Here is a 20,650-nt window from a genome sequence, read left to right as displayed (position 1 = left end):
AGTGTAGGACTCCGCGGGCCGCTATGCGCTCAATTCGATCCGCTGCGCATCCTTGACACCGTCGTATCGAGCAGGAGTGCAGGTCAGCACGATGACCTGCCCGTCGGCGCCAAGGGCGTCGAACACCTCCCCCATCTTGGCCAACCGCTCGGGGTCGGTGAAGCCGAGGGCGTCATCGATCACCACCGGCACGGTGTCTTCCTTGGCGACCAGCGCCGCCCCGGCCAGCCGGGCCAGGATGCCGAGCTGCTCCTTGGCCCCGCCCGACAGGGATTCATACGGCACGGTGCACCCGTCCAGAGTGCGGTTACGTATACACAGGTCGCTGTCGACGTCGACTTCGAAGCTTGGGCCGAATACCGGACGCCCGAGTCGCTGCAGTTCGGCGCGGAACGGCTCGACGTAACGCAGTCGGGTCGTGTCGCGGTGGCGCACCATCACCGACCGCAGCAACTGCACGGCGCGGGCACGGCGATGAACCTGTGTGTACTCGCATTGCGCGTGTTCGCGCTCGGCCTCGGCGGCGTCGAGCTTGCCCTTGCGCCCTTCGGTGCCAAATACGGTTAGCTCGACGCTGATCTCGTGCAGCATGCGCTCGACTTCGGTGTGGCGGGCGCGCAAAGCGTCGGCCGCCTCGGCGGCCTCGGCCAATTCGGCGGTCACCGCCTCGGGCGCTGCGGCGGCCAGTTGTTCGGACAACTCGGCAAGCCGGTGCTCGGCAGCCTGAGCCCTCAACAGGTCAGCGTCGGCAGTGGCCGCCAGATCGTCGTCTCCGACCGAGGCCCGCTGTTGCTCCAGCCGTTCGGAGACCACAGCCAGCTCGCTGCGTACGGTCACCACCTTGTCATGCAAACGCGTTGCCTGCGTGGCGATCTCGGCGAATTTCCGCGTCGCCGCAGCCGCGACGCGGCGGTGCGTTTCGCAGTCTGTGGTGGCTTTCAGATGCGCCGCCTCGGCTTGCTCGAGTTCAAGCCGCACCGCGGCACTATCCCGCCCGGCGTGGTCGGTATTTTCGGAACGCAGCTGAACAAGTCGTGATCGCAGCTGTTCGACATCATCGTCACCGCACAGCCCGGCCAACGTGGCGGTCAGCCGATCGCGGCTCTGCTGTAGTTCGCGTCGGCGCTGGTCGGTCTGACGCCCCGCCGCCACGTCGGCAACGTGGCCGGCGGCCAGCGCAGCACCCAGCTCTTCTTGTGCCTCAGCGTATTTGGTCTGAACTTCGACTGCGGTGATTCCCGGGCTGATCCCGGCCCTCAAGACGCCGGGCACCTCGATTTCGCTGTCGGCAGTGGCGGTCATCGACCAAGTCTGACCGGCAGGCAACGAGACGCGCTGGTCGTCGACGCATAGGTCGATGTCGGCGACCGCGGTGAACTCCACCGTCGTCGAGATCAACGCGAGTTGCCCTTCGGCCCGGTCGACGGCGGCGTGGGCCTGCTCGATCCGCTGCATTATCTCGTCGGTGAGGGCTATCGCGGACAACTCCTCGCGGGCCCGGTCGCGTTCCCGTTCGGCGTCGTCGATCTTGGTCAGTCGGGCCGCTAGATGCTCTGCTTCGTCTCGGCGGCGCAGCTCCTCGACGGTGCGCCGTGCGGACTCGACTCCCAACTGGGCTGCCGCCAGGGCCTGCTCGGCCTCCTCGACCACGGCTTCGGCGGCCACGACGACCTCGCGCGCGGTTGACTCGGCCTCGGTGGCGTCGCCTGCCTCGGCTTCCAGCGCAGCGAGAGCCGCTGTGCGGGCGGCGATTTCGTCGCGCAGCCGGAGCCGTTCGGTATGCGCGGCGGTCGAAGCGGCGCTGGCGGCGCTGGCGGCGGCCGCCATCAGCTCGGCTTCGCGCACCTGGTTGGTGAGCTCGGCGACCTTCGCCGCAGCGGCTTGCGCCGAGCAGTGCCGAGCATCGGCGCCCTGCTGTTGTTTGGACAACTCCGCCAGCTCAGCAGTCAAGTTGTCATGGCGTTGTACGCGCTCGTCGACTTCCGCGACGGCCGCCGCGCATCGCTGCACCTCGGCCTCGGCGTCGCGGAGCGCGGCGATCGCCGCGGCCCACTCCCCGGTGGGCCGGCCGGTCGGGGTGAAATAGCGGGCGTACTCGGCGTCGATCCGCTCGATGAGCAACGGCTCGTTGCCCGACAGTGCGGCGGTCTCGCCGGCCGCCACGTCGAGCGCGCGCGACAGCGCGTCACAGCCAGACAGATCGACCGCCGCGGTCGACGCCGCCTGCAACACCCGTTGGGCACGCCACAGCTCGGTGTCTACGGTCTCGGCCAGCATGGCCTGCACCCGGTCGTGCGCCTCGTCGCCGGTCAGCTGTTCGCGGTGTGGCTCCAGCACGGTCAACTGCGTCTTACACTTCTTGTGAAACCGCTTGTGATAGACGAAACGATAAGGGCCGGCGCTGATTTCGGCGGTGACCTCCGATCCGACGTCTGCGTGGGTCGGCTTGACCTGCTTGACTTCCTTCTTTGTCGAGCGGTCTTTGGATTCCAGCAGCAGGTCCAGCGCCTCGATCATCGACGACTTGCCGATTTCATTGGCCCCGGATACCACCACCACGCCGTGATCGGGGAAGTCGAGCTCGCGGTGAGCGATGCCGCGGTAATTCCTCAGGACCAGCCGATGCAGCTTCATGCCGCACCCCGGCCGTGGCTGGTGAGCCGCAGCAATAGCGCCAACGCCGCCTGAGCGTCATCGGCGGTCTCGGCAGCTCCGTTACGGGCCGTCTCGACCAGCTCCTCGACCGCCGCGGTGGCGAAACCGCCGATGCCGAGGTCGGTGAACTCGCCGTCGGCCGGTATCACCGCCAAATCGCTGCGGTGCTCCCACAATCGCAGCGAGGCGAACAACCGCGAGTATTTGTCCAGGCAGGCATCCAGCGCGGCACGGTCGGTGACCGTCAGCGAGCCGATCAGCGCCAGCCGCACGGCGGTGCGGTCCTTATCGGTCAGCAGATCCAGGTTCAGGTCCAAGTCGGCGACGTCGCGGCTGTTGTCCACCTGGCGCTGCAGCGTGACAAATCGCCAGCGACCGACACGCTGGGCGTCGACGGTGACCCGGCGCTGCGGATCCGCCTCGTCGAGCTCCACGACCAGGACATGGCCGGGGTCCGATTCGACGTCGTCGAAGTTGGTGACCTCTGGCGAGCCGGAGTACCACACCCGCCCGCTGCCGCCGACTTCGGTGACCGAGTGCTTGTCGCCCAATGCCACGTAGTGCAGTGCGCCGCGGGCCAGCGCGTCCTCCAGGCAGCCCAGCCGGATCACCGAGGGCTTGTCGCGATCGGGATCCAGGACGTCGACGCCGCCGTGCGCGACGAGTACCCGGGTCACCCCGGGGGGCGCGTCCTCGAGATCGCCGAGCACGTCGGCCACCAGGTCGGTTGTCGGTGCTTTGGAGCGCCATGGCGCCGCAACGAGCTGCAGGCCCGGCCGGACCTCGTGCACCGCGGCCCGGTCGAGCACCATCACGTTGTCCGGGCATTCGGCGGTGAACAGGGCGCTGGTGTAGACCGATGACGCATCCAGCGGATCGTGGTTGCCGGGCAGCAGATAGACGGGAATCCCGATGGCACGCATGGCTTCCAGCGACTGACTGATCACCTGCGGCGCAAGCTGGTTGTGTTCGAAGACGTCACCGGCGACCACAACGAACTCCGCCCCTACGTCGGCGGCCAACGTGCCCAGCCCGGCCACCGCGTCTCGGCGGGCGGCCGAATACCTTGGCTGCGCTTCGCCGGCGAGGAAGTGACGGGTCATGCCGAGTTGCCAATCGGCGGTGTGCACGAACCGCATGCTGACCCCTTCCCTTTGACCAGGCACCGCGAGTGTAGGACCCGACCCCGACAAGTTCAGGGACCTCGATCGGCATGCCCTACGGTGGGTCGAGTGAGTGCTGCACACCGCACGCTGGTGCTACTGCGTCACGCGAAATCGGCATATCCGGAGGGAGTCGCCGACCATGATCGGCCGCTGGCGCCGCGTGGCGAACGGGAGGCCGGCCTGGCCGGCGAATGGCTGCGGGCCAACGTGCCGACCATCGACGCGGTGCTGTGCTCCACCGCCACGCGCGCGCGGCAAACGTTGCGGCGCACCGATATCGACGCGCCGGTGCAGTACGTCGAGCGCTTGTATGGCGCTAGCCCCGAAATGGTGATCGACCAAATCAACGGCGTCGCCGACGACGTGACGACCCTGCTCGTCGTCGGGCATGAGCCGACGACGTCCGCCGTGGCCGTCGACCTCGCCGGCACGGAGGACACCGACGCCACCGCGGTCGAGGCGATCACGTCGAAGTTCCCGACGTCAGCGATCGCGGTGCTGCGTGTTGCGGGCCGGTGGGAAGACCTGGCACCCGGCGGCGCCGCGCTGGTCGACTTCCACGTGCCACGCTAGCGGCTAGGAGTTCGTCGCCAGCGTGAGCTCCATGAGCTTGATCGCCTGGGCGCACGCGTCGATCCCGGGCGCCTGCGGGTTGACCCACCAGCCGACCACGCCCGCGGCATCGCTGGCCACGCCACACGAGCCGTTCGGGTCGTTCGGCCGCATCACGATCGACTCCACGCCCGCGATGGAACGGCTTTCGATCTGGTATTTCAGTCCCTCGGCAACCTTGCGTTCGTTGGCCAGGCTGCCCTGCTCGAACCAGAACCGGGTGATGTCGATCAGGCTGCCCGGGTTGAGCGCCTGCCAGCGGCAGATGGCGCCGACGAAGGTGCTCTGGATATCTTGCGGCTCGGCACCTACCGTCTTGGCCAGGATGTCGGTGGTCAGCACCTCACATTCCTTGAGCAGGTTCGGATACTGCTGTTCGGAGTTGTTGTTGCGCGGAGCCCCGCCCTCGCCTGCCCGGACCGCGGTGCCCGCCACCGACCTCGTGCATCCGGTCAACATGGTCAGCAGGGTCAGCGCCACGACGGCCGCACCGACGAGGATCCGATGACGCACGGCGGCTCTCATTTCGAGTTCGCTATCGACTGACGGGTCAGCTCCTTGGCGACGTCGCACGGGTCGGGAAACGGCTTCTGGTTGAAGCTGACCGACCATTCGATGAAGTCGTCGGAGAACTGAATGCCGATCTCGCACAGGGAGTCACCCAACGTGGGCTCACTACCGATGGCGATGAAGCCGCCATGGCCGTCGATGTTGATGTCTTCGACACTGGCACGCGAGAGCTCCTCGGTTTTGCGTTCGCGCCCGATCGGACTGCCGCGGTACCAGGAGAAGGAAAAGTGCGGGCCGACGATTCCACCGCCCGCCAGCCACTGACAGCCCACCGAATTCTTGGCGGTGTTGACCAGCCCGGCCACCTTGGTCAGGTTCGTCACCGTCTCGTCGCTGATCCCGCCGCACTGCGGAAAGAACGGGCCGTGATGTCCCTCCCCAGAGGCGGGTCCGGATGACTGCGTCGGCGAGGAATTGTTTGAACCGGAGTCAGAGCATGCGGCCGTCGGGATCAGAATTGCCGCCGCCAGGGCCAGCGCTGCCGCCACGTTACGCCGCACGCTGCGCACACCTACTGCTGGTCACAGGATGCACTGTAGCGGCAGCACCGGGGGCCAACCACGACACACACGGTGACCAGGGCTTATTTGGCGGCCAGCGGTGTGCGACAGTTACGGCATGCTCCTGGCACTGCTGCGCCAGTACGTCCGGCCGTATCGCTGGCTGGTCGCGGCGGTGATGACACTGCAACTGGTCAGCACACTGACGTCGCTGTATCTGCCGACGGTCAACGCCACCATCATCGACGAAGGGGTCGCCAAGGGGGACACCGCCACCATCGTCAAACTCGGCGGATTAATGCTCGCCGCAACGGGGCTGCAGGTGGTGTGCTCGGTCGGCGCGGTCTACTGGGGCTCGCGGATTGGCGTGGGGTTCGGCCGGGATCTCCGCTCGGCGATGTTCCATCAGGTCACGACGTTCTCCGCACACGAGACCGCCCGGTTCGGCGCGCCGTCTCTGCTGACCCGCACCACCAACGACGTCCGGCAGATCCAGTTCCTGGTGCAGATGACCTGCACGGTGCTGGTCACCGCGCCGATGATGGGTGTCGGCGGAATCCTGATGGCCATCCACCAGGGCGCGGCGCTGTCCTGGCTGCTGGTGGTCAGCGTCCCCCTGTTGGCGCTCTCCAATTCCTGGATCGTCTCGCGCATGCTGCCGATGTTCCGCAGCATGCAGCGCCGGATCGACGACATCAACCGGGTGATGCGCGACCAGCTTTCGGGTGTGCGGGTGGTCAGGGCCTTCGCGCGCGAGCCCTTCGAACGTCAGCGGTTCGCCGACGCCAACCGCGCGTTGTCGAACACCACGCTGACCGTCGGCAACTGGCAGGCGCTGATGGCGCCGGCGACCACATTGATCATCAACTGCTCGAGCGTTGCGGTGATCTGGTTCGGCGGCCGGCTCATCGACCGGGGCGAAATCCAAGTGGGCTCGCTGATCGCGTTTCTCGCCTACTTCGCCCAGATCCTGGTGGCGGTGTTGTTGGCGACGATGACCGTGATGGTGCTGCCGCGCGCGTCGGTCTGCGCGGAACGGATCAGCGAGGTCCTTTCGGCAAGCCCGGCGATCCGTAGCCCGGACAACCCCCGACGGCCCCCCGCGGGTATGCAAGGCGTGGTTCGGCTAGACGGCGCCACGTTCCGTTATCCCGGCGCGGATCGCCCTGTGCTGCAGGATATCTCGCTGACCGCGCTGCCAGGCACCACCACCGCGATCGTCGGCAGCACCGGTTCGGGAAAGTCGACGCTGATGTCGCTGATCTGCCGGCTCTACGACGTGACCGCCGGCACCCTTTTCGTCGACGGGCTCGACGTGCGCGAGTACGACATCGACCGGCTGTGGGCCGGCATCGGGCTGGTGCCACAACGCGGCTACCTGTTCTCGGGCACCGTTGCGGACAACCTGCGCTACGGCGCGGCGCCCGGACAAGTCGTATCGCAAGAAGACATGTGGGACGCACTGCGGGTCGCGGCCGCCGACGGGTTTGTGGCCGAACATGACGATGGACTCGCGATGCGAGTCGCCCAGGGCGGCATCAACTTTTCCGGCGGGCAGCGGCAACGGTTGGCGATCGCACGGGCGGTGATCCGCCGACCGGCCATCTACCTGTTCGACGACGCCTTCTCCGCACTCGATGTCCACACCGACGCGCGCGTGCGGACATCGCTGCGCGAGGTCGCCAGCGAAGCAACGGTTATTGTTGTGGCGCAGCGTATTTCGACTGTTGTCCAAGCCGATCAGGTGATCGTCGTCGACGACGGTCGGGTGGTCGGTACGGGCACCCATGAATCACTGCTCGCCGACTGCCCCACGTACCGAGAATTCGCGGAATCGCAGTCGCTGGACGCGAGCGTGGGAGGCCAGCGATGACCGCGGCGATGGGCAGACCGACCCGCGGCATGGCGCCCGCCCCGGCCGAGCGGTCCCGCGACTTCATGGCTACGGCCGTTCGCCTGGTGAAGCGCCTGGCGCCGCAACGCGTCCCGGTGATGGCGGTGATCGCACTCGGCGTCGTCGGCACCGCCATCGGTGTCATTGTCCCGCGGATCCTTGGGCATGCCACCGATCTGCTGTTCAACGGCCTGATCGGGCGGCAGCTGCCCGCCGGCATCACCAAGGCCCAGGCCGTCGCGGCCGCCCGGGCCCGCGGCAACAACAGTTTCGCAGATCTGCTCTCGGGCATGGATGTGGTTCCCGGCCAAGGCGTCGACTTCGACGCGGTCGCGAGAACGCTGGCGCTGGCGCTGACCATGTATGTGCTTGCGGCGTTTTTGATTTGGTCGCAGGCCCGGTTGTTGAACGTTACAGTGCAGCGCACCTTGCAGGCGCTGCGCGCCGACGTCGAGGAAAAGGTGCACCGGTTGCCATTGGCCTACTTCGACACCCGGCAGCGGGGCGAGGTGCTCAGCCGAGTCACCAATGACGTCGACAACCTGGCGACATCGCTGTCGATGACGATCAGCCAACTGCTGACGGCGATCCTGTCGGTGACGACTGTGCTGGTGATGATGCTGACCATCTCGCCGCTGCTGACCGGGCTCACCCTGCTGGCCGTGCCGCTGTCGCTGCTGGCGACCCGGGCGATCGCGCGGCGCTCACGACGGCTTTTTGCAGCGCAATGGAGCAGCACCGGGCGCCTGGCCGCCCATATCGAGGAAACCTACAGCGGTTTCACGCTGGTCAAGACCTTCGGTCAGCAAGGCGCGGCCGAAGACCGCTTCCGGCGGCTCAACGACGACGTGTACCAGGCCAGTTTCGGTGCGCAGTTCTTCTCCGGACTGGTGTCGCCGGCGACGATGTTCATCGGCAACCTGAGTTATGTGGTGGTGGCGGTGCTGGGTGGCCTGCAGGTGGCGACCGGACAGATCACCGTCGGCAGCATCCAGGCGTTCATCCAGTACATCCGTCAGTTCAACGCGCCGCTGACCCAGGTCGCCTCGATGTACAACACGCTGCAGTCTGGGATGGCCAGTGCCGAGCGAGTCTTCGACCTGCTCGATGAGCCGGAGGAATCAGCGGACCGCGAACCGGCGCTGCCGTCGGTCAACGGCCAAGGACCAACCGGGCGTGTCGAATTCGAGCATGTGAGCTTCGCCTATCGCGCCGGCACTGCCGTGATCGAGGACTTGTCGCTGACCGTCGAACCGGGCAGCACTGTCGCGATCGTCGGGCCGACCGGCGTGGGCAAGACCACGCTGGTGAACCTGCTGATGCGGTTTTACGACGTCGACTCCGGTCGCATCCTGCTCGACGGCGTGGATATCACATCGATGAGCCGGAATTCGCTGCGATCGCGGATCGGGATGGTGCTTCAAGACACCTGGCTCTTCGGCGGGACGATCGCGGAGAACATCGCCTACGGGCGCCCCGACGCCAGCGAAGCCGAGGTGATCGATGCCGCCAAGGCGGCCCATGTCGACCGCTTCGTCCACACGCTGCCAAAGGGCTACCAGACCTGGATCAGCGACGACGGCGACAACATCAGCGCCGGGGAGAAGCAGCTGATCACCATTGCCCGGGCATTTCTGGCCCGCCCCCAGCTGCTGATCCTCGACGAGGCGACCAGCTCTGTGGATACCCGCACCGAACTGCTCATTGCCCAGGCCACCCGCGAGCTTCGCCGAGATCGTACGAGTTTTATTATCGCCCACCGGCTTTCGACGATCCGCGATGCTGATGCCATCTTGGTGATGGAGGCCGGCCGGATCGTTGAGCAGGGCAACCATGCCGACCTGATGGCGCGCCGGGGCGCCTACTACGAGATGACCAGGGCTTAGCACCGATCCCCGAGATGAATCCTGTGGTTCTGCTGTGGCGGGGTGGGTTCGGATTTACCGTAAGCTCCGGGAGCCAGCGAGTCGCACTGGAGGCTACGCATGGACGACAAGACTGAAACCCTCACCACCATGCCGCCGCCGCTGGAGGTGCGGGCGGACGGGCGCACGTGGCGCGCGACCGCCGGCCAGACCTGGACGATCGGCCGCGCCAACGACGCGGACATGCATCTGGACAATCCGAGGGTGTCGCGGGACCACGCTGTGCTGGAGCCGACGCCGGCAGGTTGGGTTCTCGTCAATCACAGCCCCAACGGCATGTTCGTCGATGGTCGCCGAATGGAACGCCTAACGGTGCACCAACCCACGACCGTTGTGCTGGGTTCCATCTCCTCGGGCGTGACGATGCAGCTCTACCCGGTTACCAAAGGGGCTCCCAGCCCGACCGTCGCCACCGCTTCCGACGGTCAGATTCCCAGGTCAGAGGGCACAACCGTGGCCCGGCCACCGACTGCGGTGCACGCGATCGACCAGCTCGCGATCACCATCGGTCGCGCACCCGAGAATGACGTCGTGCTGGCCGACTTGCTGGTTTCGCGCCGGCATGCCGTGATGCGGCGATTCGGCAACCAGTGGGAGCTCGCCGACGTCGGCAGCGCGAACGGTACCTACGTCAACGGAGCCCGGATCAGCCGAGCGGTCATCGGGCCCGACGATCTTGTCGGCATCGGACACCAGCTCTTGCACCTCTCCGGTGACCGCCTCGTGGAATACGTCGACACCGGCGACGTGTCCTATGAAGCCTCGGACTTGGGCGTGGTCACCAAGAAGGGCAAGGTGTTGTTGACCGACATCACCTTCTCCCTGCCGCAACGCAGCTTCTTGGCGGTCGTAGGACCAAGTGGCGCAGGGAAATCGACATTGCTGGGCGCGCTCACCGGGTTCCGGCCGGCCAGCAGCGGCCAGGTCCGGTACGACGACCGCGACCTCTACGAGAACTACGCGGAGCTGCGGCACAGAATCGGCTTCGTTCCGCAGGACGACATCTTGCATACCCCGCTGACCGTGCGACGGGCACTGAACTATGCCGCGCGGCTACGGTTCCCGCACGACGTGTCCGACGGGGAGCGCCGCCAGCGGATCGAGGAAGTCCTGGCCGAACTCGGTCTGAGCGAGCAGGCCGATCAGCGCATCGACAGCCTGTCGGGCGGTCAGCGAAAACGCACCAGCGTCGCACTGGAACTGCTCACCAAGCCCTCGCTGCTGTTCCTCGACGAGCCAACGTCGGGGCTCGACCCGGGCTACGAGAAATCGGTCATGCAAACCCTGCGGGCACTCGCCGACGATGGCCGCTCGGTGGTGGTGGTCACCCACAACATCGCCCAACTGAAGATGTGTGACCGGGTGCTCGTCCTCGCGCCCGGCGGCCGCCTGGCCTACTTCGGCCCTCCTCAACACGCGCTCAACTACTTCCATTGCGAGGACTTCGCCGATCTGTTCACGCTTCTCGAACGCGACAGCGCCACCGACTGGTCGGGCCGCTTCAAAGCCTCACCACTGCATGACGCCTTCACCGGCCCGCGTGCGGTCGTGCGCGCGCCGTCTCAGGCTCCCGCTCCGCCCACGCAGCCGCTCGCTCAGCAAAGCGCGCTGGCCCAGTTCGCCATCCTCTGCCGGCGGTATGTGGCGGTGATCGCCGCCGATCGCCAGTACGCGTTGTTCTTGTTGATCCTGCCGTTGCTGCTGAGCTTGTTCGCGCACGCGGCTCCGGGTCATGCGGGCTTGTCGGTGGCAGAAGCATTCACGCAGAAGTCCACTCAACCCGCTCAACTATTGACATTGCTGATCATCGGCGGCGGACTCATGGGCTGCGCGACGTCGATCCGGGAAATCGTCAAAGAACGAGCAATTTACTTGCGCGAGCATGGGATCGGCTTGTCTCGGAGCGCCTACCTGGCCTCCAAATTGGTCGTGCTCACTGCGCTGACCGCCCTGCAGGGGTTGGTTCTGGGATTGCTCGGCGTCTTCGGTCTGCCGCCGCCCGATGACTCGAAGGTGTTGCACTCGGGCACAGCGGAAGTAGCGGTGGCCGTGGTCGCGGTCACCGTTGTCTCGATGATGATCGGCCTGCTGATTTCAGCGATGATCGCCAACGCCGATCGTGGAATGCCGCTACTGGTGCTGGTGGTGATGGCCGAACTCATCCTGTGCGGCGGGATGTTCGCGGTGCACGGTCGAGTCCCGCTAGAGCAACTGGCATGGTTGTCGCCGTCGCGGTGGGCTTATGCGATGGGCGCTGCGACCGCGGATCTGAACTACCTTCGCCAGCAGACGGGCGGCGACCAAGACCCACTTTGGGATCCCTCGCGCACAGGTTGGCTGACCTGTCTTGGCATCTGCGTCGCGCTCGCAATTGCAATAGTGATCCTGCTGTTCTGGCGGCTCAGCCGGCTCGACCCGCACACCAAAGGCCGCAAGGTAGCTTGACCGCTGGGCCAGACGCAGAATTGGGTTGGCAGTCAATGAAATGCACAGAGGTCTTGAGGGCATAGCGGTTTAAATCAGCCGGGCCGCAACGTGTTTGAGATAAATGCACCGGCGGCTACCAGGACTAGGGTGAGCCAACTCAAAAATCGCAATCCCCGAAACGGTCCGACAAACGTCAAAGCCGCTCTGAGCGAATAGTAAAAAACGAAGTCAAACTCATACCCGCGGACTTAAACTGACCGCCTGGCTTTCGGGCCGCCTGCAGGAGAGTTTGCCTCGCGGCAGCATGCCGTGAACCCAATGAAGGGGATGTTTATGAAGCTCCGATCTCGTGCCGGTGTTGTCGCCATGTACGCCGTTGTTCTCTCGGCGCTGGTGCTCACTGGCTGCGCCTCCGACCACGGCAAAAGCACGGGCGGATCGCAATCTCCTCCAAATGTCGACGCTGCGAAGGTGGTCCAACAGGCCGCCGACGCTATGCGCAAGGTCACCGGGATGCACGTGAGCGTCCGGGTACAGGGACAGGTACCCAACCTCGCGGTCACCAAGCTCGACGGCGACATATCGAACAAGCCGCAAACGGTGGCCAAGGGCACTGCCACGTTGAGTGTGGGCAAGAAGAACGTGGATTCGTCGTTCGTCTATGTCGACGGACACCTCTACTCCGACGTCGCCGACCCCGGCAAGAAGTACACCGACTACGGCGATGGCATGTCGATTTATGACGTTTCGACAATTCTCGACCCGAACAAGGGATTGGCCAACCTGCTGTCCAAGCTGCAGAATCCTAAGGCCGTCGGCAGCGAGCAAGTCGACAACATTGCGACCACGAAAATCAACGGCGAATCTTCGTCCAGCGACATCGCCAGACTCGCCGGATCACGTCTGGGCCCGCAGAACGAAAAACAGACTCCAACCACCGTCTGGATCGCCTCGGACGGGTCCCACCATCTCGTGAAGCTCCAGATCAATCCGGTGCAAAACGGCTCGGTGACGCTGACGATGTCCAAGTGGGGCGAGACCGTCACCGCCACAAAGCCGGTATAGCTGTGAGGCCAGACACCATGAACGCCAACCGTTTTCGAATCCGCCGGGTCGCCGGCCTCCGAAAGGAACGATCCATGGAAATGACCGCTTTTCAGCGACGAGCTGCGGTCGCGCTCCTCAGCATGGCAGCGGCAACCGCGATGTCCACCGCACTGGCCCCGGCGGCGAGCGCTGACGGCTACGTCGGCGCAATCGCCTACTCCCGAGGCGGCGGTATGTACGGCAGAGCATGGGACGCCCCGACGAAGGCGGCCGCGGTGAGTGCAGCGATGAGCGCTTGTGGTTACACCGACTGCCAAGTGCTGGTTACCTTCACCAACTGTGGCGCAATCGCCTACGACGCCGCCGGTGACCGCCAGGGCGGGTACGGGCCTACGCTGGGCGCCGCGGAGCAGGACGCCCTAAACAGGCTAGGCGGTGGCTGGATCGACACTTGGGCCTGCAACTAGGGAGCATAACTTTCAGTGCGCGGCAGTGCAGACTGCGGCATGACCCGAACGTCTTAGCGCCCAACGATTTGCGGACTATTCGCCAGTCGCCGCAATTAGTCAGCAACTTCCATTTCCGTTGACCAGCAACTGCATCGGGTCCACGGGTAGGTTGGCCGCGGAAATGTTCGGCCGGCCACCGCGAATACTGCGGTTTTCGTGCGGGTCGGGTGGGCCGAGATTTACCGTCGTACCTTACAGCCGGACATTTGCCAGAGCCCGGTTTGCCTGCAGGTAGGAGTCGGCGATGAGCGACACCGCACAGGGTTCACGGGTGGGGACTCAATTCGGGCACTATCACCTCAAACGGCTATTGGGCCGCGGCGGAATGGGCGAGGTCTATGAAGCCGAGGACACCGTCAAAGACCGGGTGGTGGCGCTCAAACTGATGTCAGCGGTATTTAGCCAAGATCCGGTATTCCGCAAGCGCATGCAGCGTGAAGCCCGCACCGCGGGCCGCCTGCAAGAACCGCATGTGGTGCCCATCCACGATTGGGGCGACATCGACGGACAGCTGTACGTGGACATGCGCCTGATCGAGGGCACTGATCTGTTCGCCCTGCTGAAGCGGTTCGGGCCGTTGACCCCGCCCCGTGCGGTGGCGATCATCCACCAGATCGCATCGGCGTTGGATGCCGCGCACGCCGCCGGGGTGATGCATCGCGATATCAAACCGGAAAACATCCTTGTCACCCGCGACGACTTCGCCTACCTGGTCGATTTCGGGATCGCCAGCGCCACCACCGACGAGAAGCTCACCCAGCTGGGCAGCGCCGTGGGAACCTGGAAATACATGGCGCCGGAACGGTTTTCGGGCGACGAGGTGACTTACCGCGCCGACATCTATGCGCTGGCGTGCGTGCTGCACGAGTGCCTGACGGGATCTCCGCCCTTCCGGGCCGATAGCGCCAGTGTTCTGGTCACCGCCCATCTGATGGAACCCATCCCGAAGCCCAGCGAGTTGCGGCCCGGTATCCCCAAAGCGCTCGATGACGTGATCGCCCGGGGGATGGCCAAGAAACCCGAGGACCGTTACGCCAGCGCCGGCGACCTGGCACTCGCCGCCCACGCCGCGCTCAGCACGCCGGATCAGGACCAGACGGCCACCCTGCTTCGACGCAGCCAGGAAGCCGCCACGTCCGGCCCCACGCCGACACCCGCGCCGACCTGGAGCGGACCCCAACCGACGCAGACACCGGCCCCGAGCTGGAGCGGGCCCCAACCCACGACGACGCCGCCCCCGACGTGGAGCGGGCCCCAACCCACGACCACGCCGCCGCCGAGCTGGAGCGAGCCCCAACCCACGACCACGCCTGTGCCGTTCTTCAACCAACCGCAACAGTCGTCGACGTCCGCCCCAAACTGGAACCAAGCCCAACCTTCGACCACGCCGCCACCCAATTGGAGCCAGCCCCAACCATCGATGACGCCGCCCAATTGGAATCAACCCAAAAAACGGGGTCGGGGGAAGTGGATCGTCTTGGCGGGCCTGGGTTTGGCGGCCCTGATCGCGATTGTGGTTGTGGTGGTGTTGGTCGTGATTCCGTCACCGCCGCCTCCGCTGCCGCTGGTGAAAGCCGACCAACTGGATTCCATGCTGCTCAACGGCGCAGAGGTCAACGACATCATGGGCGCCACCAACATGCGGCCAGACAAACTCGGCCGGGAGCCCGCCGACCCGACGGTCAAGCTGTCGAACCCCAACTGCGTCGGGGCGCTCTATGCCGGCGAAAAGCCGACATACGCCGACAGCGACCTTCAACAGTTGCGCTACATGGTGTTCTCCGAGCCGGGAGACAACAACGACCACTTCGTCGACCAAGACGTGGCGCTGTTCAAGACCGCCGAGGCGGCCCGCGCATTCGTGCAGGCCTCGGCGAACCAATGGGACAGCTGCGCCACGCAAACCGTGACCGTCACGCACAACGACAACACAACGAGTACCTGGCAGATCGGAAATCTCACGGGTGACGTCCCGAAGATCACCCAGATAGACACCCAGCAGAACACCAACAACTGGAAGTGCCAGCGCGCGCTCAGTGCGGTCTCGAATGTGGTCTTCGACGTCAACGCATGCGGATACGGCATCACCAATGAAGCCAGCCAGATCGCCGACAGAATGAGCACCCGAGTGACAGAGCGCGGGTAGAACCGACCGCCCAATCCAGTGGTTTTGGTGTGGTGCGAGCGGGTGGACCTCTACCGTCAGGGTCGGGGCCTAGTGGGTATTCGTTGAGGAGTTGGCGATGAGCGAGACCGCGCATGGTTCGCGGGTGGGCTCGCAATTCGGGCCATATCGGCTGACGCGGTTGTTGGGCCGTGGGGGGATGGGCGAGGTCTACGAGGCCGAGCACACCGTCAAGGAGTGGACGGTGGCGCTGAAGTTGCTCTCAGATGCCTTCAGCCAGGATCCGGTGTTTCGCAAACGCATGCAGCGCGAGGCCCGTATCGCGGGGCGGCTGCAAGAACCGCACGTGGTGCCCATCCACGACTACGGCGAGATCGACGGCCAGCTGTTTTTGGAGATGCGCCTGGTCGAGGGCAATGACCTCGATGCACTGCTCAAGCGGTTTGGGCCGCTGACCCCGGCGCGGGCGGTGGCCATCATCCACCAGATCGCGTCGGCGTTGGATGCCGCCCACGCCGCCGACGTGATGCACCGCGACATCAAACCGCAAAACATTCTGGTCACGCGCGATGATTTTGCCTACCTGGTCGATTTCGGCATCGCCAGTGCCACCACCGATGAGCGGCTCACGTCGCTGGGCACCGCCGTGGGCACCTGGAAATACATGGCCCCGGAACGGTTTACCAACGCGGAGGTGACCCACCGCGCCGACATCTATTCGCTGACCTGTGTGTTGCATGAATGCTTGACCGGGTCGCCGCCTTACCGCGCCGACAGCGCCAGCATGCTCGTCACCGCCCATCTGATGGAGCCCATCCCCAAGCCGAGCACACTGCGCCCGGGCATCCCCAGAGCGTTCGACGCGGTGATCGCGCGGGGGATGGCCAAAAAGCCCGAAGAACGCTACGCCAGCGCCGGCGATCTAGCCCGGGCCGCCCACGACGCGCTCAGCGACCCCGATCAAGACCACGCCGCCAACATCTTGCGGCGCAGCGAGGAAAAAACCCTGCCCGCCACCGCGCCTACCCAGCCTGGCACCGTCAATACCCCCGCCCAGACCTGGGCAGCGCCGCCCAAGCCGTATCCCGGCCCCGCCGGCTCCGGACCTCTGCCCCGCACCGAGCCGGGCCCCGCTGCCCAGCCCGGTTGGACACCCACCAGCGGGCCCATCCCCGCCAGCGCCCCACCATCGACGCCCGCCCCTCGGTTTTTCCAATCGGCCGGTGGTTGGAGCGGCCAACCCCCTGCTCCGCCACCCCAGCAACCGCCCCGCGGTTGGATGCCAGGCCCACCACCGCCACCGCCGCGCAAACGCAACGTGTGGCCGATCGCCGCCGCGGCCGCCCTCGTCATCGCCGTGGCCTTAGGTGCTGTCACGGTCTTCGTCCTCACCCGACCGAAGCCGAACCCGCCGCCGCCACCGCTCCCCCCCGAACGGCTGAGCGGCCTGCTGCTCAGCACTTCGGAAATCGACGGCGTCATGGGCGCCTCCAACATGCAGCCCGAGAAACCTCTCGACTCGCTGGGCGCCGCGACCACAGATCTGTCGAATCCCGACTGCCGCGGGGCGATTGATGCCGGTCGCGTGCCGGTGTATGCCGGCAGCAGCTATACCGGGGTCAGCGCCGTGGAACTGCACGAGCCGGGAGACAGCTTCGACCACTGGGTGATCCAATACGCCATCGGTTTCCCGTCGGCCGACAAGGCGGCTGCCTTCCTGAGCAGTTCGGCGGCGAAATGGAAGGCATGCGCCGGCCAAAATGTCGCGGTCACCGAAAACGGCCAAACCAATCATTGGAGTCTCGGCACATTCACCGGGGGCGACCACGACATCGGGATCCTGAACACCTCGGAAGGCGCCAACGGCTGGGCATGCCAGCGCGCACTGAAGGCCGAGTCCAATGTCGTCATGGACGTGACCGCCTGCGAATACAGCGGCCTGAGTGATCAAGCCAGCCAGATCGCAGCGAAGATGGCCGCCAAAATCACACAGTGAACTTGGGGTTGCGCCGGGGCAGCGACCCCGGCTCTTTCGGAACGAATTCCACTGGCGCACCGATGACCTCGTCCAGGGCCTTGGCAACGCGTTTTACCGCATCAATTGATCTGCTCGGCATCTCGGCAGCGATGGATATGTCGCCGACGGTTTGTCGGATCGACCACTCCGAACTACACAATCCGCTGCTCAGCAAAATGTCGTCGATATCGCGCAGTGCAACCTGTGCCGAGCCGATGTTCAGCATGGACGGTGGACGACCGACGTAGTGGAATGTGAAAGTTCCTGTCACTGAAGCTGTTTCAACGACATCGACGATGTCGTCGGTCCAATAACGCAACAGTGGGCTGGCTTTGGGCCATAGCGTCGTCAGCACTACCACGCCACGTTCGCCCGCCCCGCACGCGGCCAGGGTGGATTGGTCCAGTACCTCGATTGCCACCGGGGCGCACCGCCAGACCAGCGGCGCGCCATGCTCGCTGGGGCCAGCCAGCGGACCGAACAACTCGGAGCAGCCGAACATGTTGAACACTCGTGCACTCCAGATCTGCTCGAGCATGTCCTGTCGAGCCGGTGATAGCACGTCGCCGCCACAGAACACGAACCGGATGTCCGGTGGAGTCGCACCTCGTGTCCCGTGAAAGTATTCACCGAGACGCGAGGCAACCAGCGGCAGCGTGAAAACCGCCGCTATGCCGTCTTCGCTGAGGGTGCGGCACATCGCTTCCGGATCGCCGGGCCGGACCATCACGGGCGCTCCGCCGCTGAGTTCGATCTGACGGCACATCGAATGCGCCACGGCCAGATGCGGATTGGGCGCGATCACCGCGCATTGCAGCCCGTCGAGCGGCGGACACTGCCGATGAACTTCCCGTGCGGTGGCGTCCGCTACCTGGCGGTCGGCCTGCGACCACGGCGACACCACCGGCTCTGCGGTCGTCCCGCTCGGCGAGAGGTTGACAAGCCAGTTGCCGGTTTCGGGATAGGGTCGCAGCTCGGCGCGCAGATCGGGCTTCCGAGTGAATTGGCAGCCGCCCCAAGCCTGTTGCCCGTCTTTACCGCGGGCCTCGGCGAACCACGCCGCGGCCTTCTCGAGGTCGGCGCTGCTCACAGATTTCGGATACACAAAGTGCGCGGTCAAAGCCCGTCAATCGTGACACCCGAAGCCCTCCGATGGGCACAATTTCGCAGCGATGCCACCTCGGTACCAGGCTGTTACAGCTCGGGGCCTTGCGCGCGCAGGTCGTCGACCGCCGACATGGCCTCACGCAGCTTGGCCAACCATTCGTCGGTGTGCTCGCCGACGAGTTTGACCGACCATGCCAGCGCATCGGAACGAGACCGGGCAACGCCGGCATCGACCAGAGTGTCGAGCACCTGGCGCTCCGGCTGCTTCAGCCGTGTCATGACCGGAACAGCGATGTGGGTGAACATGATCCGCTCGCCACCGACCTCGACACCCCAGGAGACCTTGCGGCCGTAGCGGTCCTGCGCCTCGTCGGCGATGTTCATCCGCTCCGGCCGGGTTTCCTCACGGAACCGCGACACCCGACCCGAGGCCCGCGCCTGGCTTTCGTCCTGTGCCGAGTCTTCCTTGGAGGCATCGGGCAGCTTCCCGATGACCGTGATCTCCTCGCGGTCGACGACGACGGTCGGATCGCCCTCGAACCAGTCCTCTGGTAGACGCCCGGCGAACCACTCCGCGGCATCGCTGGCGTCGGGCTGGTGCGCTTGCTGCCAGCCGCCGGGGCGGCCATAGCGCCGCCCATGTACGTGATGGTGTCTCATGCTTACATGATTACACCTTTACAACACCTTGGGAAGGGCGCTTCGCCGTCGGCGAACATGGCGGCGCCTGTCGGCCTCCGCTCCCACCCCGACGGCGCCGATCCAAAGCCGCGCGGGATGGCCGAAAACCGTTGATATGACGGGTCAGAAGTTGTAGCTTTAGGAACGAAGCAGGTCCGGAAGTGGCTGAATCCAAAGAGCCGGTGTAAGGAGTGAAAACCGGCCGCGCAGGATAAGTGAGACGCCTCCCAGTGTCCTCCGGGCCTGCCTCATATTTTTTTTGGGGCGTTACCGCCCTACTGCTCCTCCGTGCCCTCCCCGCGGCGAGCGCGAAAGAGCCTGACTTCGCCCTTGATGCCCTTGAGGTGGCGGGCACCCGCGAACGACCAGCTGAATCCGGCGCTTTCGCCGACCGCGTCTTGAACCGGCTCGGCGACGAGCACCGCGCCCGGTCGCGCCACCCCGGTCACCCTGCTCGCGGTATTCACCGGGCTTCCGAACCAGTCGCCGGCCCGGCTCACCGCCTGACCGCATGCCACACCCGCACGCAGCCGGGGCAGGTCGTTGTCGGTGTCGGTGACTTCGACCAGCTTCAGCACGGCGTCCAGTAGCGGAACCGGGTCGGGGCAGACCAGCATCACCGCGTCGCCGATCGTCTTGACGAACCGCACCGGCGGCACCGCGACATCGCGAGCGAGCTCGGCCAGCCGGTTCGCGAGTTGCTCCAGGTCTTCGGGCGGGACGGCTTCCCCCAGCCGGGTGAAACCAACGAGATCGGCGAACGCCACGGTGATTTGTCGAGCGCCCGGTAGTGCGCTGCCCGCGGCGCGTTCGCTGGCGTTGACGGCCTCGGTTTCCATCTGGTGGCGCAGATGCATCAACAACATGTCTTCGATCCACGGGCCCAGTAGGGGCGTGATCTGGCGGACCAATGCTTGAGAGCGCTGTGCGATCTCCAATTCGCTTACACCGGGCTGCAGAATGGCCGCCAGTGCGGTGTAACGCATCACCTCGGCGGCGTGTGAAAGTCCCTCGGCGAGCACCCGGACGACCAGCACCAGATGGTCGGGATCCAGCCCGACGTCCAGGAACCGTTGCACGTGAGCGGCGGCCACGCCGTCGGCACGCAGGTGCACGGCCGCGTCGGGATCGTCGACCCTGGACAGTCCGATGGCGCGCTGCACCCGCTGCAACAGATCCAGGTCGACGCCGTAGCGCTCGCTGATTTCCCGGGTGGACACGTAGACACCGTCGTCGCCGACAAGTCGTCGTGACGCAAGCAGCATCGGGGGATCCGCGGTGCGGATCTCGTCGAGGGTGATCCCCTGTTCGAGCAGCCAGTCGATCAGCTCGGCGCGCTCGTCTCGAGCGGTGCCTTCAAGACCGTCGAGCAACGCCTCGATGTTCGGGTCGGACACGTCGCCAAGGTATAACGC

At 65.5% G+C, this 20,650-nt stretch carries 15 protein-coding genes; 8 read left to right on the top strand and 7 right to left on the bottom strand.

The genetic code is table 11. From position 1 onward, the window contains the following. Positions 1-21: 21 nt before the first annotated feature. Positions 22-2,634: an AAA family ATPase gene (locus AWC06_RS02090; RefSeq protein WP_085193864.1), complete on the bottom strand. Its 2,613-nt coding sequence runs from the start codon at positions 2,632-2,634 to the stop codon at positions 22-24. After that, positions 2,631-3,794 (bottom strand): metallophosphoesterase family protein, encoded by a 1,164-nt coding sequence (locus tag AWC06_RS02085; RefSeq protein ID WP_085193862.1) that lies wholly within the window; start codon positions 3,792-3,794, stop codon positions 2,631-2,633. The genes AWC06_RS02090 and AWC06_RS02085 overlap by 4 nt, the downstream gene beginning before the upstream one ends. A 93-nt stretch (positions 3,795-3,887) precedes the next feature. On the opposite strand from AWC06_RS02085, the gene AWC06_RS02080 reads away from it, so the two are divergent. Then, the gene (locus AWC06_RS02080; protein WP_085193860.1) at positions 3,888-4,394 is read left to right on the top strand and encodes a SixA phosphatase family protein; all 507 of its coding nucleotides are present in this window, start codon (positions 3,888-3,890) and stop codon (positions 4,392-4,394) included. A gap of 3 nt (positions 4,395-4,397) precedes the next feature. Here AWC06_RS02080 and AWC06_RS02075 read toward each other — a convergent pair whose 3' ends face one another. Continuing rightward, on the bottom strand, positions 4,398-4,958 hold the full coding sequence (locus tag AWC06_RS02075; RefSeq protein WP_085193858.1) for a DUF3558 domain-containing protein: 561 nt from the start codon (positions 4,956-4,958) through the stop codon (positions 4,398-4,400). Then, positions 4,955-5,512 carry a DUF3558 domain-containing protein gene (locus AWC06_RS02070; RefSeq protein WP_372458181.1) on the bottom strand — a complete coding sequence of 186 codons (558 nt, stop codon included), beginning with the start codon at positions 5,510-5,512 and terminating at the stop codon, positions 4,955-4,957. The genes AWC06_RS02075 and AWC06_RS02070 overlap by 4 nt, the downstream gene beginning before the upstream one ends. A 109-nt stretch (positions 5,513-5,621) precedes the next feature. On the opposite strand from AWC06_RS02070, the gene AWC06_RS02065 reads away from it, so the two are divergent. The 7 genes from AWC06_RS02065 to AWC06_RS02035 all read left to right on the top strand — a co-directional run bounded on the left by AWC06_RS02065 (position 5,622) and on the right by AWC06_RS02035 (position 17,426). Next, positions 5,622-7,376 (top strand): ABC transporter ATP-binding protein, encoded by a 1,755-nt coding sequence (locus AWC06_RS02065; RefSeq protein ID WP_085193856.1) that lies wholly within the window; start codon positions 5,622-5,624, stop codon positions 7,374-7,376. Beyond that, positions 7,373-9,283, top strand: coding sequence for an ABC transporter ATP-binding protein (locus tag AWC06_RS02060; RefSeq protein ID WP_139819859.1), 1,911 nt, complete (start codon positions 7,373-7,375; stop codon positions 9,281-9,283). Before AWC06_RS02065 ends, AWC06_RS02060 begins: the two co-directional genes overlap by 4 nt. Before the next feature lie 99 nt (positions 9,284-9,382). After that, a complete protein-coding gene (locus AWC06_RS02055; protein ID WP_085193854.1) occupies positions 9,383-11,767 on the top strand; it encodes an ATP-binding cassette domain-containing protein in 2,385 nt (794 codons plus the stop codon). Positions 11,768-12,082: 315 nt separating this feature from the next. Continuing rightward, positions 12,083-12,814: an LppX_LprAFG lipoprotein gene (locus tag AWC06_RS02050; protein ID WP_085193990.1), complete on the top strand. Its 732-nt coding sequence runs from the start codon at positions 12,083-12,085 to the stop codon at positions 12,812-12,814. Between the two features lie 80 nt (positions 12,815-12,894). Beyond that, positions 12,895-13,263, top strand: a complete 369-nt coding sequence (locus AWC06_RS02045) for a DUF4189 domain-containing protein (RefSeq protein ID WP_139819870.1) — start codon at positions 12,895-12,897, stop codon at positions 13,261-13,263. Between the two features lie 286 nt (positions 13,264-13,549). Beyond that, positions 13,550-15,451, top strand: coding sequence for a serine/threonine-protein kinase PknH/PknJ (locus AWC06_RS02040; protein ID WP_085193850.1), 1,902 nt, complete (start codon positions 13,550-13,552; stop codon positions 15,449-15,451). Positions 15,452-15,548: 97 nt separating this feature from the next. Next, positions 15,549-17,426, top strand: a complete 1,878-nt coding sequence (locus AWC06_RS02035) for a serine/threonine-protein kinase PknH/PknJ (protein ID WP_085193848.1) — start codon at positions 15,549-15,551, stop codon at positions 17,424-17,426. On the opposite strand, the gene AWC06_RS02030 is transcribed toward AWC06_RS02035, so the two are convergent. The 3 genes from AWC06_RS02030 to AWC06_RS02020 all read right to left on the bottom strand — a co-directional run bounded on the left by AWC06_RS02030 (position 17,416) and on the right by AWC06_RS02020 (position 20,632). Then, positions 17,416-18,537 (bottom strand): phenylacetate--CoA ligase family protein, encoded by a 1,122-nt coding sequence (locus AWC06_RS02030; protein ID WP_169715270.1) that lies wholly within the window; start codon positions 18,535-18,537, stop codon positions 17,416-17,418. The two genes, AWC06_RS02035 and AWC06_RS02030, sit on opposite strands and share 11 nt — an antisense overlap. A 104-nt stretch (positions 18,538-18,641) precedes the next feature. Beyond that, positions 18,642-19,214, bottom strand: coding sequence for a hypothetical protein (locus AWC06_RS02025; RefSeq protein WP_085193845.1), 573 nt, complete (start codon positions 19,212-19,214; stop codon positions 18,642-18,644). A gap of 296 nt (positions 19,215-19,510) precedes the next feature. Continuing rightward, positions 19,511-20,632, bottom strand: a complete 1,122-nt coding sequence (locus AWC06_RS02020) for an adenylate/guanylate cyclase domain-containing protein (protein ID WP_085193843.1) — start codon at positions 20,630-20,632, stop codon at positions 19,511-19,513. Between the last annotated feature and the right edge of the window lie 18 nt (positions 20,633-20,650).

It is taken from the genome of Mycobacterium fragae (genome assembly GCF_002102185.1).
Lineage (GTDB): Bacteria > Actinomycetota > Actinomycetes > Mycobacteriales > Mycobacteriaceae > Mycobacterium > Mycobacterium fragae.
This window is presented reverse-complemented; position numbering and strand designations above follow the sequence as displayed.